This is a genomic window from Wolbachia endosymbiont (group A) of Sicus ferrugineus, from assembly GCF_947251515.1.
Lineage (GTDB): Bacteria > Pseudomonadota > Alphaproteobacteria > Rickettsiales > Anaplasmataceae > Wolbachia.
The window spans coordinates 1,181,899-1,198,516 of sequence record NZ_OX366370.1; the positions used below are offsets into that span (position 1 = coordinate 1,181,899).

Sequence of the window (16,618 nt, forward strand, 5' to 3'; positions counted from 1 at the left end):
CGTCGGTAAACCCAAGTTATTTTAGCTACATATAGCTTAAGTTAAAGGAAAATTTTAGCTACATAGCAGGCACTATTACTGAATTATTAATAATTCAGTAATACAATAGACTTCTTGCACTACCTCCCAAGCCACAACTGTCATTCAGTAGAAACAAAAAACTTCCTTGACAAACTCCGCCAGTCCCCTTATTATGGTAATAAGTGTATTTATGACTCAAAACTTGTTTTTGACCTGCAGGCTCAATGACAAAATTCAGTAAAAAACTTAGGGTATTTTTTGGCGGATTACATAAAATTATAGCGGCTGCATGTCTTTTTTATTTTTTCTACATTCAGCCAAATCGCGCTTATTTTAAGCGTTAGCACATTATTACAGCGCCAGTTTAAATTATTATAGGGTCAAAACTCGCACCACGGAGCTTCTTTTGCCTTTTTTTCCGCTTGGTAAATTTCTTAATGTTTGTAGCTAAAGCAATTTAAGAGACCGAAAATGGTGTCATTCCAGCGCGTGACGCTGGAATCTAGTCTTTATTATGCAGCCACTTATTTAAAGTTAAGTTTTCTGGATCCAAGTAGTCTGGGCACTGGGATGACACCTTGACAATCGTCATCCCGCTACGTGTTAGCGGATGAGATACCGCGGCGGTATGACGTAGGGGTTGCCGAGAACTTGTCATTCCAGTCTGGAATCCAGTTTTCTTTACAAATTCACCAAAAGTGCTTCATTCTATAACGCAAAACCCATACTTACCAAACCCAATGCATTACTTGCAATTAAGTTTCCTGGATTCCAGATTAGAATGACACCGTCATAAAAGAACCAGTGTCAGCTACTTGCATGACACCTTCCTGATAGACAATGTTCGTACAGTGTCAGCTACTCATACCAATTCTCATTGTTGGTCAGTCAAATAGGAGAAATTGCAGAGTTGTTTAATTGTGGAGCTGGCAAGAGAAGTAATAAATTTGCACAAAGCACCCTAAAGCAGAGCAATTGTATCGTATATTTTATTGCGCAAAATGTTCTGTTTTATGTATAACCAAAGCCTCTCAACAGGATTGAGTTCAGGTGAATATGGAGGTAGGTATATAATCTCAATATTTTTAGCTACCTTTAAATTTTTTGACTTATGCCAACTAGCACAGTCCATAACAAGAACAGCTTCTCTTGTCCCTAGATATTGCGACATTTGCTCAAGAAATACATTCATGCAATCAGTGTTAACATTTAGTGCAAATAAGCTAAAACTCTCTCCATTTTTAGGATTAACTGCACTGTAGAGATAAAAATTATGCCTACCTAATTTTATTTTAACCCGAGTCCTAGTGCCTTTTTTAAACCATCCATGCCCAACTTTCGAATGTGTGCCAAACCTTGATTCATCAAAGAAAAATAGCTCTTTTTCTGGATACTTGCCAATAACTTCATTGAGATTTTTTTTTGAATTCCTCTTGTTTACTTTTATCTTGTACGTTGTGTACTGGTCTTGGTGTAATATATGAAAATTTCATCTTTTGCATATGGCGGTGTACTGTAGATTTGCTGATATTTAATCCGAACTTTTCCTGGATTCTTATTCTCATTTCTTTAATGGTAATATTAGGATTTTCTTCTATACATGCTTCAATTTGCTGTAGTTGAGCCTGATTTAATTTAGTTTTTCTACGGCGTGATAGAGGAGCAAACAGTTTTTCTTCTCTGCCAAATTTCAAGAGTTTTATCCACGAAGTTAGTGCGCTTCTTGAAATGCAATATATTTTTGCTACAGCCGTTATACTATGCTTTTTTGCCGCAATTACAGCATTTAGTTTTTTTGAAACATATACATTGTTCCTTACTTTCTTCAGCATTTCTTTTGCTGATTCTACTACTTTTTCATCCAATAATTTTGATCTTAATGCCATTTATACCTCGCTACTTCACTTACTTTAGTATGGCTTTTTTTCCATTATTGTCTATCCGTTCTTTGTATAGTAGGAATTGCTATTATTTGCACCAAATGTTAACACTGATTGCATGAATGTATTTCTTGAGCAAATGTCGCAATATCTAGGGACAAGAGAAGCTGCTCTTGTTATGGACTGTGCTAGTTGGCATAAGTCAAAAAATTTAAAGGTAGCTAAAAATATTGAGATTATATACCTACCTCCATATTCACCTGAACTCAATCCTGTTGAGAGGCTTTGGTTATACATAAAACAGAACATTTTGCGCAATAAAATATACGATACAATTGCTCTGCTTTAGGGTGCTTTGTGCAAATTTATTACTTCTCTTGCCAGCTCCACAATTAAACAACTCTGCAATTTCTCCTATTTGACTGACCAACAATGAGAATTAGTATAAGGTATAGGGATGAACCCTAGGAAAGTTTTTAATATTCTTTTTATAGTATTATTTATTTCTTTTTCTCATGTTGGGAGTGCTGCCTCTGACACTAATGCTGATACAACTGCTCAAGTAATATGTAATATTATTGGCTACGTTTGGGGAATAGGCGGACCGCTTATGACCGTAGTGATAATAGGTGCAGCTTTGCTTGCGATATTTGGTAGAATGCCATGGCCAGCTCTTTTTGCACTCGGTATATTTTGTGCTGTATTTTTCGGTGCTAAAACTATTGTGACAAAAGTAATGGTTGGTATAGGCAGCACTGGAAATACTTCCTTGATGGACCAATGTGGAACAGGAGACACAAAAAAGAACCAATAGGGTTATTTTTTTCTAAAGCAGACCTGATGCACGGCTTCAACTATATCTTCCACTTGCGGTAATGCTTTTTTTTCTAGGTTTGCAGCGTAAGGTAAGGGGATGTCCTTGCCAGTTACGCGCATAACTGGAGCATCAAGGTAGTCAAATCCTTTTTCCATAACAACGGCTGACAGCTCTGCTCCTATTCCTGCAAATGGCCATCCTTCTTCTACACTAACTAACCTATTAGTCTTCTGAATAGAGTTAATAACAGTTTGAGTGTCAAGTGGTCTTAAGGTTCTGAGGTCAATAACTTCAGCTTCTATACCTTCACCTGAAAGTAAATCTGCTGCGTTTAAAGCATCCATTAATTTCAGTGAGAAAGCAGTGATAGTTACATCCTTTCCTTCCCGTATAACAGCAGCCTTGCCTATCTCAAGTAGATAATCTTTATTTGACAGCTCAGAGTCAGAAAGTTCATGTTCATGTCCGTAAGCTATTTCGTTTTCTAGAAATATTACCGGATTAGGGTCACGAATTGCAGCTTTAAGCAGACCTCTGCAATCGGAGGCAAAGTAAGGTGCTATCACTTTTAATCCCGGTATATGCGAATACCAAGATGCAAAGCATTGAGAGTGTTGTGCAGCAACTCTTGCTGCAGCACCATTTGGTCCACGAAATACTATGGGGCATCCAAGTTGTCCACCTGACATATAATTTGTTTTTGCTGCAGAATTAACGATTTGGTCGATAGCCTGCATAGAAAAATTAAAAGTCATAAATTCGACAATTGGCTTTAATCCAGCGAATGCTGCTCCAACAGCAAGGCCAGCAAATCCATGTTCGGTAATAGGCGTATCAACCACTCTATTTTCTCCAAACTCTTTCAGTAATCCTTTTGTTACTTTATAGGCACCATCATACTCTGCAACTTCTTCACCGATGATCAACACGTCAGGGTCGTTTTGCATTTCTTCTCTGATTGCTGTGCATAAAGCTTCTCTTACACTTAAGGTTGCCATTTATAAACTTTTATAGACTTTAACTAAAGTAACTATATCAGAATTACTAGGGGTGAGTAAAGCGTACAAATTAAGTTTTACAAACTGACCTTACCCAGATGATATGAATAAGTATTACTTGGTTGAAAGCAAGAGAAGATAATAACTTCTCAGAGTGGATAGGTGGCAGGTTGGTACTTCTTTTGAGGCACTTTCTGCTCTTACATGGAGTGTAGGAAGAAGACCTCGTGATCCAGATTAACCACCCCTGCCACCGGTGAGGCTCAGTCACCTTTTTGATAGCCTGAAGATGGCTTTATGTTTCCTGTTTCCTGTTTCTTTTTTCCTTTTCCTCTATAAATATATTGTTTTTATATTCAGTTTAAATATTTCACTAATTCTTTTTATCGTCATTGTTTTTTCATCAACTGCTTTGAGAACTCGTTCTCTGAGGTCTTCACTATATGGGCTTGGCATTTTTCATCTCTTTAATATGCCATTATAACCTATTCTATCCTTCAGGTAAACCTTTCTTGGGTTAGCTATAGCAGTGGGAATAGTAGTTGGAGCTTGTTGTCTGGTTGCTGCTGCAATCATATACTATTGTAATAGACCTTCAAATTCACTTGAAAATAGCAAGGTCCAAGGGTTTTCTGGAAACCATGAACAACCTACTCTGTAAAATTCACAAGACCTATTAAAATATTTTTTTACTTTTCATCGTATATTTCTCAACATATTATCTTTAAATACTAAAATAATTAACAATATGGCATTATTAATAGTTGAATCACCTGCGAAAGCAAAGACAATAGGCAAATATTTAAGTAAAGAGTTCAAAGTAGCTGCATCCTTTGGACATGTGAGGGATCTTCCAGCAAAAAACGGTTCTGTCGATCCGGATAATGATTTTGCTATAAAGTATGAAACCATTGAAAAAGCAGAAAAGTATATAAAAGAGTTAGTAAAAGCAGCGAGTAAAGCATCAGATATATATCTTGCAACAGACCCAGACAGAGAAGGGGAAGCAATGGCTTGGCATGTGATAGAGACATTAAAAGAAAAGAAAGCAATCAGTAATGAAAACAACATTTATAGAGTAGTCTTTAATGAGATAACAAAGAGAGCAGTTCAAGAAGCAATAAAGAATCCACGTGAAATTAATATGGACTTAGTGCGCGCACAGCAAACACGCAGAGCTTTGGATTATCTAGTTGGATTTAGTTTGTCACCACTGTTATGGACGAAATTGTCGGGGAGCAAGTCTGCAGGGAGGGTGCAGTCTGTTGCATTAAAGCTTATATGCGAACGGGAAGATGAAATCAGTAAGTTTATAACACAGGAGTATTGGAGCATAAAGGCAGAAATGCAAAATAGCAAAGATGAGGCTTTTTTTGCTATGCTAAGCCACTATGACAATAAAAAGCTAGAAAAATTTGATATTAAGAATGAAGAAGAGGCAAAGAACTTAGTCAGGGAGATTGAATCAAGGCAATATGCTGTAAGCACAGTAGAACGCAAGCAAGTTAAGAGAAACCCACTTCCTCCATTTATTACTTCAAGTCTTCAGCAAGATGCAGTGAATAAGCTGTATTTTAACGTGAAAAATGTTATGCGCATAGCGCAAAATTTATATGAAGGTATCGATATTGGTGGTGAAACTGTAGGGTTGATAACTTACATGCGTACAGATGGGTTTCATATTGCAGATGAGGCTATAAACTCAATTAGAGGGTCAATTAAGTCGTTATATGGTGATAAATATTTACCACAGTCTCCTCGTAAATATGTAAAAAAGGTCAAAAATGCTCAAGAAGCACATGAAGCAATTCGTCCAACTGATATCAATAGAACGCCGGGTAGTATTAAGGATTACTTAACGCCAGAGCAATTTAAATTGTACGATTTAATCTGGAAAAGAACCATTGCAAGTCAAATGGAATCGGCGATTCTTGATCAAGTGGTAGTTGAAATTAGTTCTACTGATCAGAAAGTGATTCTGCGAGCAAGTGGATCAAGTATATTCTTTGATGGTTTTTATAAAGTCTATCAAGATAATATGGAAGCCGAAAATGAAGGCCTGCTACCTGCCATGAAGGAAGGGGAAGCGTGTAAGCTGATTTCAGTTGAGCCAAAACAGCATTTCACTCAACCGCCACCTCGTTATAGTGAAGCAAGTATCGTTAAAAAAATGGAAGAAATCGGTATAGGTCGCCCATCAACTTATGCAACAATTATTTCGGTATTACAAGATCGTGAGTACGTTTCATTGGATAACAAAAGATTTATTCCAAGCAGCCGCGGTAAAATCGTTACTATATTTTTAGAAACTTTTTTTCAGCGTTGTGTAGAGTATGATTTCACAGCACAAATGGAAGAAAAGCTTGATTTAATCTCAAATGGACATGCAGATTGGAAAAAAGAATTGAGCCACTTTTGGGTGCCATTTTTTGGTCATGTAAATTCTGTCAAGCAAATGACACATGATGAAGTTTTCAGCGGCATTCACGATTTGGTAGTTAATTGGTTTTGTTCAGAAGAAGGAAGAAAAGAGGTGGGTACGAAATGCCCTGCTTGCTCTGATGGTATATTAAAATTGAACTTTGGGCGAGCAGGAGTGTTCCTTGGATGCTCTAACTATCCTGAATGCAACCATACAAAAGAAATTACAGGTAGTAATGACAATTTAGAATATCCAAAAAGTTTAGGTGTAGATGATATAACAGGCCAAGAGGTAGTAATTAAAAAAGGTCCTTTTGGGCTTTACCTTGAGTTTAATAGTGAGTCCAAAAAGAAAAAAACAGTTTCCATACCAAAGGATCTAAATATTAATGATATTGATCTGAATACCGCTACTCAGTTACTTTCCTTGCCAAAAGTAATCGGAGAACACCCTGAGACCGGAAAGGAAATAAAAATAGGCCTTGGACGATTTGGGTACTATATTTTTTATGATGGTAGATATTTTTCTCTTAAAAAAAGCTCTAAAGAGGTGCTGAATACAGAATTGAGCGAAGTTGTACAAATTATTGCAAACAGTCCATGCAAAGAGTTAAAGTCTCTCGGGGTTAATGAAAAAGGAAAAGAAATCTTTATCTGCAAAGGCAGGTACGGGTTCTATATAAAATGCGATAGAACAAACGTTGCTTTGGGTAAGAATGCAGATATTGAAAGCATAGATTTGAAGAAGGCTTTAGAGTTGATTAAGAATAAAAAGTAGACTTTTGTTGAAATATTATGTAGAGTTGAAATATGCTCTAATAATGTGGTGGAATAAATGACATTCGAAATACGGGGTAACACTTTAGTTTTACGTGATTTAGATTACATAGATGTAAGTAAGTTATACCAATTCTCACTGTTGGTCAGTCAAATAGGAGAAATTGCAGAGTTGTTTAATTGTGGAGCTGGCAAGAGAAGTAATAAATTTGCACAAAGCACCCTAAAGCAGAGCAATTGTATCGTATATTTTATTGCGCAAAATGTTCTGTTTTATGTATAACCAAAGCCTCTCAACAGGATTGAGTTCAGGTGAATATGGAGGTAGGTATATAATCTCAATATTTTTAGCTACCTTTAAATTTTTTGACTTATGCCAACTAGCACAGTCCATAACAAGAACAGCTTCTCTTGTCCCTAGATATTGCGACATTTGCTCAAGAAATACATTCATGCAATCAGTGTTAACATTTAGTGCAAATAAGCTAAAACTCTCTCCATTTTTAGGATTAACTGCACTGTAGAGATAAAAATTATGCCTACCTAATTTTATTTTAACCCGAGTCCTAGTGCCTTTTTTAAACCATCCATGCCCAACTTTCGAATGTGTGCCAAACCTTGATTCATCAAAGAAAAATAGCTCTTTTTCTGGATACTTGCCAATAACTTCATTGAGATTTTTTTTTGAATTCCTCTTGTTTACTTTTATCTTGTACGTTGTGTACTGGTCTTGGTGTAATATATGAAAATTTCATCTTTTGCATATGGCGGTGTACTGTAGATTTGCTGATATTTAATCCGAACTTTTCCTGGATTCTTATTCTCATTTCTTTAATGGTAATATTAGGATTTTCTTCTATACATGCTTCAATTTGCTGTAGTTGAGCCTGATTTAATTTAGTTTTTCTACGGCGTGATAGAGGAGCAAACAGTTTTTCTTCTCTGCCAAATTTCAAGAGTTTTATCCACGAAGTTAGTGCGCTTCTTGAAATGCAATATATTTTTGCTACAGCCGTTATACTATGCTTTTTTGCCGCAATTACAGCATTTAGTTTTTTTGAAACATATACATTGTTCCTTACTTTCTTCAGCATTTCTTTTGCTGATTCTACTACTTTTTCATCCAATAATTTTGATCTTAATGCCATTTATACCTCGCTACTTCACTTACTTTAGTATGGCTTTTTTCCCATTATTGTCTATCCGTTCTTTGTATAGTGGGAATTGGTATAACTTGTCAATCCTTACTTGGAAAAGTTTTCAGACTTAGAGTAATTTTCAATAAAAGCCTCTTAATAGGACCAATACATGACATTTTGTTTATTTTGAATTTTGTTTTGTCATGAGCTTGCCCTAATTCTTCCATAAGAAAATTAATATTAATTCAGCAAGATATATTATTAAGATCTCAAGTAAGATAACCATTTCTAGCGCTCAAAACCAAGGAACGTGAGAAGATTTTGTTTTGGGATGTATTGGTCTACCATGTGATACATACGAACTTTTTTATATGGTAATTTTACTATACCGCAAAATCACCCATATTAGCCTACTTTTGCCATATTTACATATGAGCTAATTTGCCTAACTTCTTTGCAACAACTTTGCGTTTTTATTTTCACAACGCAGCTTTTATTTGAGCCGCTCTCACAAATATACGTACTATTTTTGTGTTTTTGGGAAAAGTAAATAATTAAATCCTTTACGACACTAATTCGCAGTATGTTTCTAATGCTATTTTCACTGTTTTGAATATAATTGACATTATATTTAAAACATATTAGACTTTGTTTTGTATAATAATAGGACTTATATATATGATACCTGTAGAAATTAGTAATTTAAATCAAGGATGGCGTTGGCGTAAATAATTGTACACCAATTTTAGACTTTGTTTGAATTGTAGTTTTTATAGGATATCACGATGTTGTTTTCCGTCATTTTTAAAGCTTTCTATTATAAGAAGTATCTTTTAGCGTTTCTATCTGCCCTATTTTTTACTGTTGCAGTTTATGCTAATCATAAAAATATTGGTATTATTGTACCTCTTGAACATAAAGCAATGACTCAGATTGTTAATGGAATTAAAGAATCGTTGCAAGACCAGAGTGTTAAAATTACAGTTAAAAATGCTCATGGGGATCCTAATATTTTACTCACAATAATTAAGCAAATGCATCAGCAAGACATACTCATGCCTATTGGTTCTTCTACCTCTCTAATGACTATTTCTCATATAAAAAATAAGCCTATCGTTTGTGTAGCTGCAGCAATAAATAACAAGAATCATCCCTTGGTGACCGGGGTTAATGATGAAATATCGATAATAAAGTTAGTTGATAAACTACCATCGTTGCATGATATAACATTATTATATAGTAGTAGTGAAAAAGTAGCACCTGCAGTAAAAGAATTAAAATTATATGCAGAAAAAAATAATATTGTTCTCCATAAAATGATGATAAATAACTTGACTGATCTCCCGCTAGCGATAAAAAATAGCCCTAAAAATACGCAAGCTTTTCTAATCTTAAAGGATCATTTACTAGCAAGTGGCATAAATATCTTAAAACAAGAAGCGGATAATAGATCAATTCCTATAATTGCTTCAGATGAAGGGTCAGTAATTGACGGTGCAACTATAGCAATAGGGGTGCGAGAAAAGGAAATTGGAGTTAAGAGTGGATTAATTGCCAAAGATATTTTAAACGGCATTCCCCCTAAAAATATTCCTTTTAAGCTTATGGATAGTTTAATGCTCTTTATTAATTCTAAATCATTTTCTAGACAAAAGATTCTAACTAAACCTGAAATATCTTCTTTGCCATTTCAGCGTATAGAAATTGAGTAACAAATAATGGACATACTATTTATAGCGTTAGAACAGTCCTTTTTAACACTACCTCTTATTTTGGGGATGTATATAAGTTATGAAATTATGAAAATTACAGATTTAACTGTTGATGGTACTTATGTTTTAGGGGCCGGTATATTTGCCCGTACCATTGATTTTGGGTTATTTCCAGCATTAATATTTAGTATGCTTGCAGGTATGATAGTTGGAAGCATAGTTAGTTTTATGCAAAAAAATGACCGTATTGATAGTTTAATAGCCGGAATACTTGCAAGCTTTATGCTATATTCAGTTAATCTGCGAATACTTAGACGCCATAATATATCAATATTAGGAACGCCAACGATCTTATCATTATTTAATTTAGAAAATTGGTTGATTCCACTAACTATAATCAATTGTATTATCATTATATCACTAGTATTTTTACTAAATGGAAGGTTAGGATTATTACTTCGAGCATTTGGCTATAATAAAAATTTATTGGGTATTTTAGGGAAAAGACCAGAAGTTTATCGAACTATAGGTCTTGCATTAAGTAATGGATTCGCGGCTCTAACAGGTGCGCTTGCTGCTCAAGTAAATGGATTTGCGGATATTAATATGGGAATAGGACTTGCGCTTACTAGTGTTGGAGCTATTGTCATCGGATTACATATTTTTAGAGGTAATTCTCAGTATTTTCATATTTTTAGGCAAGTAATTGCATGTTTTGTCGGAATATTTTTTTACTTTGTAAGCCTTAGCAGCATATTGCATATAGGAATTGATCCTGTAAATTTGAAGCTTGTTTTAGGGGTAATATTATTTATATCCTTGCGACGCAACAGGAATTATAGGTAAAAAAAATATGGAATCTTATTTATGTGCTAAAGAAATTGAGTTTAAAGTAACGAACCGTGATAAACCAATAATTTATGATACTACCCTTAATATTGACAAAGGTGAATTTGTAGTGTTACTTGGGGCCAATGGAAGCGGTAAATCTACCTTAGCTAAAATACTAGCCGGCTATCTTGCACCAACGAAAGGAGAAGTATTTTTAAATCAATTACCTATTGATAAAATCTTACCTATCCAAAAGGCTTTTATGGTTGTTACTTTAACCCAAAAAGCTGAAGATAGATTATTCACTGAATTAACTCTGGAAGAAAATATTCTTCTATGGGAAAGTAGGTTCCCAAAGAATGAACGTTTTACAAGTAAAGAAGTAATTTCTAAAACCTATACTCCTAAAAAATTTTTATCTCTTTTAAATCAACCGATAAATAATTTTTCTGGAGGAGAGAAACAAGCTATTTTATTAGCCCTTGCAATTATTCATCCACCTCAAATTTTATTTCTGGATGAACATACAGCAAGTTTAGATCCGAAAGCTTCTAAAGAAATTATTGCGATAACAGCTAAAGTAATAGAAGAACATAACATCACTTCAGTAATGATAACTCATAATTTAGAGGATGCTGTAAATTATGGTAAAAGGATTATAGTATTGGATAATGGGCGAATAGTAATAGATAAAGTAAAATCTTTTAATTTTTGCTTAAAAGAGTTAAAAGAAATTTTGAACTCTCTATAACAAAATTGGTTTATTAGTAAGTATGGTTGTAGCTTTACTTTTGGAATATTCAAAAAAGCATACGCGTCAAGTTAAGGAAAAGTAGCTGATAAAAAGGGGCAAGTGCTTTTAAGTTAGAGTATCACCTCTTTGCATTTGATGGCGGTAAATAGGCACAATGTCGTTACTGGCAGGTGTAGCTAATTATAGCTCTTCTCATAATAGTCAGAACAAATCAAAAAAAAAAGCAGAAACAACAGCTTGACGTAAAGACTGAAAAATAGAGATATTTTTTCTAGCTCTGTTCTTTATAGCAAAACACTGATGCTCAATTTCGTTAAAGTCTGGAGAATATGGAAGAAGATAAAGAATTTCGGCACCTACTCCTATAGCAAGATCATCGATTTTTAGATTTATGGAAAGCAGCGTTATCAAGAATTACAGTTTGGCCAGACCTTAAAATTGGAGTCAAAAACTGCTCAAACCAAGCCTCAAAAACATCCTTGTTACAGTATCCCTCAAAGGTCAATGGAGCAATGATTCTATTTTTATTTAGAGCTGCAATCATACTGACGCGCTGAGTTTTTTTACCTGATTTTAGTGAATGAAACCTCTCTCCTTTTCTGCAATATCCGTATGTTCTGTATTATCTATTCCAGATTCGTCAATATATACAAGATTTTCATGACGTTTTGTTTCTATAACCTTTGAAAATTGAGCTCGCTTCTCTTCATTTCTTTCTTTATATCCGCAGGTCTTTTTTTCTTGTAAATCGAATATTTTTAAGTGCGCAGTGAATCGTTTGTCTACTGATATTGCCCCAGAGTTTAGCCATCTCTGACTGAGTTTTGCTACCATGGTTTTTTGCAAATTCGGCGAAGACATTCCAGTCGGTAATTTTATGGTTATATCCTACGCTTCCAGGCTTTTTTGACTGAAAATCTCCCGTTTCCTCACGCCTTTTCTGCCGCTCATATAAAGTCGTTTTTCCAATTTTAAATCTCTTGGCAACAGCTGCTCTACTTTCTCCTTCGTCCAATGCTTCCATTGCTTTTTTCCTTAAGTCGTAACTATACGCTGCTGGCATACAAACCCCACTACCATAAATCCATATCTTACCTTATTTGGATTATTATGAGAAGAGCTATAAAAGTAGAAGCATCAATGTCAGTGAAGTTTAAAAAATACAAAAGTTAGAAAGATTATGCTTGCATTGATTTTTATTTGTACTATATATTATACATAATATCTTTACATACTAGGGGGAGATAATGGTGAATAGAACTGATTAAAAGGTAATCTTTCAAATCTTATTGAACTTTATATATTATAGCAAAATAAATAGTTTGAGGTGGGAATCATGGAACATGAGCAGTGGTTAGAAGTGTTAAGTACAATAAATGACCTTACCCAGAAAAAGTAGAGAGAAAGTTAAGATGTTTTTGGAGTAAAATAAAACGTTTTTTCAAAATATGGCAAATAGAAGGGAATATACAGCAGGATTCAAATTAGAAGCTGTTAAGCTGGTTAAAGAAACAGAAGTAAAAAAATAGCAAAAGATCTAGGCATAGATGGCAGTATGTTAAGTAAATGGGTAAGAAAATATGATGGAAAAATGTCAGAAGCATACGCATTTCCAGGCAAAGGCTCCTTATGACAAAGAGAGATTTGATTTACAGAAAGAGTTAGCAAAAGTAACAAGAGGAAGAGACATTAAAAAAAAAGCCCTGGCCAGTCAAAAAGAGTAAAGTATTCTTTTATATAGAAATTGCTATAAAATACAGGAACTATGTAGGGTTTTAGACATATCTGCTGGTGGTTATTATAAATGGGTTGCTAAGGGAAAAAGCAGTAAGGAATTAGCAAGAGATGGGCTTCTAGCAGATATTCAAAAAAAGCATCCAAATGCATATCCCTAAAATTCACGCTGAATTAAAAGCTTTAGGCAAAAATTATAACATCAAAACAGTACAAAGTGTTATGCAAGAAAATGCCATTAAAGCCAAACTTAGACGAAGGTTCAAAAATAAAAAACAGCAAATAAGCAACCGAGTTGTGGCTCCGAACACATTGGATCAAAAATTCACCACTGATCAGCCAAATAAAGTTTGGGTAAACGATATTACTTATATAAAAACTAAGGAAGGTTATTGGCAGCAATAATTGACCTATATTCACGTATGGTAGTTGGCTCGTCAATGAGTAGCTCAATAAATAAACAATTGGTTGTTGACTCTTTATTGATGGCCGTTAATAAGCGCAAACCCAATAAAAATCTGCTGTTACATAGCGATCAAGGGTCACAGTATACCTCTCAAAATTACCAATTTCTATTGAATACAAAAAACATCATTTCCAGCATGAGCCATAAGGGATGTTGTTACGATAACTCTGTTGCATTAACACGATTTGGCTTTTTGTAGATGAGTAATTCTCTAGGGATTATCCTATTGAATTTTATGATATTATTTTTTGTAACATTGTTATACACGTCATGAAACTGAAGCTATTGTATTTTGCTTTCGCCAATCTGCAGATTAAAAGGTATAGATACTGTATGTCTTTACAAAACTTCATCTAGATTTTTATCTAAATAAGCTGAACGCGCTTACAAAGCGTTACAAGACATCAAAAAATGCCAATACTCGACAAAGATAGTAAAGGACTAGCTAACTCGGGGATTCTTTGTCTTTTTTTCTGCTTGGTAAACTTCTTAAATATTTGCAGCGTAGGTTAGTTGCAATTAAAAGCAGCTTAATCTCGCTTGTCAAGCGTTTAAAACATAAAAAACGCCAATATTTTAAAGCGGATAATAAACACGGGGCTTCTTTTGCCTTTTTTTCCATTTGGTAAATTTCTTAAATATTTATAGCTAACATGAACTGGGCAGTGCGTCACGCGCTGACCATTTACTGTGCAAATCACCTTCAAAAACAAACGTTCGTACACATATATTCTAGTTATATGATAAAATAAATGAAAAACATCAATTATCTAAATGAAATTCACATCTTAAAAGGATCATACACATCGATTTCCTTAGAATTACTCTTTTTCAATTTTTCACTTAATAATCTTAAAATAGGCTGTAAATCACCATTAATTGATAAGCACAGCACTTCTTTATTAAGATAATTGGCTAGGTGATTCTTCTTTTCCAGAATTTCTGCTTCTCTCAGCAAGTCGCATTTGTTTAATACTACAATCTCTTCTTTTTCAACAAGATCACCATTGTAAAGTTCCAATTCATTATGGATACAACTATAAGCCGAAACAACGTCATCATGAGTTACATCGATTAAATGAAGTAAAATTTGACACCTTTCTATGTGCTTTAAAAATTTATGTCCGAGCCCAACTCCAAGGTGAGCATCGGTGATTATTCCAGGAATATCTGCTATTACAACTTCGCTATCATCCACTTTTGTCACACCTAAGTGGGGTCTTACGGTGGTAAATGGATAATAGCCTACTTTTGTATCGGAATTTGAGCAGCGAGTCAAAAATTTTGATTTACCTGCGTTTGGCATGCCAATAATTCCAACATCTGATAAAACTTTTAGTTTTAATAATACATGTTTTTCTTCGCCAGGCTGACCGTAAGTAAAATGTCTTGGTGCCTTATTAGTAGAAGATTTAAAATTAGTATTTCCAAGTCCACCTTTTCCACCCTGTGCTACTTGAAATTCCATACCAGGCTTGTCAAGATCTACTATTATCTCTTCACTTTCTTCATCAATTATTTGTGCACCGACTGGAACTCGAAGTATAACGTCTTTCCCTGCTGTGCCAGATCTATCCCTGCCTGCACCATTTTTCCCATTATCTGCTTTAATGTGTCTTCTATAACGAAAATGAAGCAAAGTGTTGAGATTAGCGTCGCTGATGAAAACTATGTTTCCACCCCTTCCTCCATTACCACCATTTGGACCACCAAATTCAACGAACTTTTCTCGACGAAAACTTGCACAACCGTCACCACCATCACCGGCTTTTAAGTACAATTTTACTTCGTCTATAAAACCCATGCTAACCCACGATAATATTTAGCATCCTTTCCTAATGCGCTTTCTATTCTGATTAGCTCGTTATACTTTGCGAGTCTATCAGAACGCGATAGCGATCCGGTTTTTATTTGCCCGCAATTTGATGCAACTGCTATATGAGATATTGTTGTGTCTTCTGTTTCACCTGAGCGATGAGAAATAACAGCTTTGTAGTTGTTTGATTTTGTCATTTCAATAGCAGCAAAAGTTTCTGTTAACGTCCCTATTTGATTTGGCTTGATCAGTACAGCATTTGCCATTTTTTCTTCTATTCCTTTGCCTATTAGTTCACAATTTGTAACAAATAAATCATCCCCAACCAATTGAATTTTACTCCCCAATTTTACAGTAAGCAATTTCCAACCTTCATAGTCATCTTCACTCATTGCATCTTCTATAGAAATTATTGGATATTTTTCCACAAGGTTATAATAGTATTCAGCCAATTCTTCCGAAGTAAGTTCTTTGTTTTCAAATTTGTAAATTCCATCTTCATAAAAAGTAGATGAAGCAACATCAAGGCCTAGTGCAAAATCACTTTGCGCTGAATAACCTGCTGATTCTATAGCGTATATGATCAAGTCAAGTGCTTCTTCAGTACTTTCAATATTTGGTGCAAAACCGCCTTCATCTCCTACGTTTGTGCTATAACCCTTTTTCTTAAGAATGCTACGTAAGTTGTGGAACACCTCCGCAGTTATTCTAATCGCTTCACTGAAAGTCTCAGCACCGACCGGAAGAATCATGAATTCTTGGAAATCGAGCTTATTGTCTGCATGTACTCCACCATTAATTATGTTAATGAGTGGAACCGGCATAACACTCATCTGCTCTCCTCCCAAATATCTATACAACGGTATTTTGAAACTGTTTGCTGCTGCTTTTGCAACCGCAAGAGACACACCCAAAGTTGCATTTGCTCCAAGTTTAGATTTATTTTTTGTTCCATCTAGTTCAATTAATGCTTTATCAATTGCACTTTGGTTTGTTGCATCCATGCCAATGATTTCATTTGCTATCACTCCATTTACAGCTTGAACAGCTTTCAGCACTCCTTTACCACAATACCTTTTCTCATCTTGGTCTCTGAGTTCCAAGGCTTCTAATTTACCAGTTGAAGCTCCAGAAGGTACAGAGGCCCTACCTATTGCTCCATCACAGAGTTCAATTTCCACCTCAACAGTGGGGTAACCCCTGCTATCTAAAATTTCTCTTGCAAATACGTTGTTGATTATCTTATTCATCG

The 16,618-nt window shown here is 34.9% G+C and carries 9 protein-coding genes and 5 pseudogenes; 8 read left to right on the forward strand and 6 right to left on the reverse strand.

Annotation, left to right across the window (positions count from 1 at the left end):
- Window positions 1–895: 895 nt before the first annotated feature.
- Window positions 896–1,907, reverse strand: a pseudogene (locus OPR24_RS05940) (IS630 family transposase).
- Window positions 1,908–1,980: 73 nt separating this feature from the next.
- Here OPR24_RS05940 and OPR24_RS05945 point away from each other — a divergent pair.
- Together OPR24_RS05945 and OPR24_RS05950 are read left to right on the forward strand one after the other, a co-directional pair.
- Window positions 1,981–2,337 (forward strand): annotated as a pseudogene (locus OPR24_RS05945) (transposase); the annotation flags it as partial.
- A 21-nt stretch (window positions 2,338–2,358) separates the two neighbouring features.
- Entirely contained in the window at window positions 2,359–2,715 is a 357-nt protein-coding gene (locus OPR24_RS05950; protein WP_265033153.1) for a TrbC/VirB2 family protein, read from the forward strand.
- Between the two features lie 2 nt (window positions 2,716–2,717).
- Here the strand turns inward: OPR24_RS05950 and OPR24_RS05955 are convergent, their stop codons facing one another.
- A complete protein-coding gene (locus OPR24_RS05955; protein WP_265033155.1) occupies window positions 2,718–3,716 on the reverse strand; it encodes a pyruvate dehydrogenase complex E1 component subunit beta in 999 nt (332 codons plus the stop codon).
- 529 nt (window positions 3,717–4,245) lie between these two features.
- Between OPR24_RS05955 and OPR24_RS06660 the strand changes: the two genes are divergently transcribed.
- Both OPR24_RS06660 and topA read left to right on the forward strand, forming a co-directional pair.
- A complete protein-coding gene (locus OPR24_RS06660; RefSeq protein WP_458694315.1) occupies window positions 4,246–4,377 on the forward strand; it encodes a TomO hydrophobic C-terminal domain-containing protein in 132 nt (43 codons plus the stop codon).
- A gap of 87 nt (window positions 4,378–4,464) precedes the next feature.
- A complete protein-coding gene (gene topA / locus OPR24_RS05960; protein ID WP_265033156.1) occupies window positions 4,465–6,915 on the forward strand; it encodes a type I DNA topoisomerase in 2,451 nt (816 codons plus the stop codon).
- Between the two features lie 135 nt (window positions 6,916–7,050).
- Here topA and OPR24_RS05965 read toward each other — a convergent pair.
- A pseudogene (locus OPR24_RS05965) lies at window positions 7,051–8,062 on the reverse strand (IS630 family transposase).
- Window positions 8,063–8,838: 776 nt separating this feature from the next.
- Here OPR24_RS05965 and OPR24_RS05970 point away from each other — a divergent pair.
- From OPR24_RS05970 to OPR24_RS05980, 3 genes are read left to right on the forward strand one after another with little or no spacing between them, the layout of a single operon-like run.
- Window positions 8,839–9,765, forward strand: a complete 927-nt coding sequence (locus tag OPR24_RS05970; protein WP_265033157.1) for an ABC transporter substrate-binding protein — start codon at window positions 8,839–8,841, stop codon at window positions 9,763–9,765.
- Between the two features lie 6 nt (window positions 9,766–9,771).
- Window positions 9,772–10,611, forward strand: coding sequence for an ABC transporter permease (locus OPR24_RS05975; RefSeq protein WP_265033159.1), 840 nt, complete (start codon window positions 9,772–9,774; stop codon window positions 10,609–10,611).
- A gap of 7 nt (window positions 10,612–10,618) precedes the next feature.
- Window positions 10,619–11,347: an ATP-binding cassette domain-containing protein gene (locus tag OPR24_RS05980; RefSeq protein ID WP_264338852.1), complete on the forward strand. Its 729-nt coding sequence runs from the start codon at window positions 10,619–10,621 to the stop codon at window positions 11,345–11,347.
- 204 nt (window positions 11,348–11,551) lie between these two features.
- Here the strand turns inward: OPR24_RS05980 and OPR24_RS05985 are convergent.
- Window positions 11,552–12,413 (reverse strand): annotated as a pseudogene (locus OPR24_RS05985) (IS630 family transposase).
- A 385-nt stretch (window positions 12,414–12,798) separates the two neighbouring features.
- On the opposite strand from OPR24_RS05985, the pseudogene OPR24_RS06665 reads away from it, so the two are divergent.
- Window positions 12,799–13,746 (forward strand): annotated as a pseudogene (locus tag OPR24_RS06665) (IS3 family transposase); the annotation flags it as partial.
- 585 nt (window positions 13,747–14,331) lie between these two features.
- Here OPR24_RS06665 and cgtA read toward each other — a convergent pair.
- Both cgtA and eno read right to left on the reverse strand, forming a co-directional pair.
- On the reverse strand, window positions 14,332–15,354 hold the full coding sequence (gene cgtA, locus OPR24_RS06005) for an Obg family GTPase CgtA (protein WP_265033168.1): 1,023 nt from the start codon (window positions 15,352–15,354) through the stop codon (window positions 14,332–14,334).
- Window positions 15,342–16,616, reverse strand: coding sequence for a phosphopyruvate hydratase (gene eno, locus OPR24_RS06010; RefSeq protein WP_265033170.1), 1,275 nt, complete (start codon window positions 16,614–16,616; stop codon window positions 15,342–15,344). Before eno ends, cgtA begins: the two co-directional genes overlap by 13 nt.
- Window positions 16,617–16,618 lie beyond the last annotated feature (2 nt).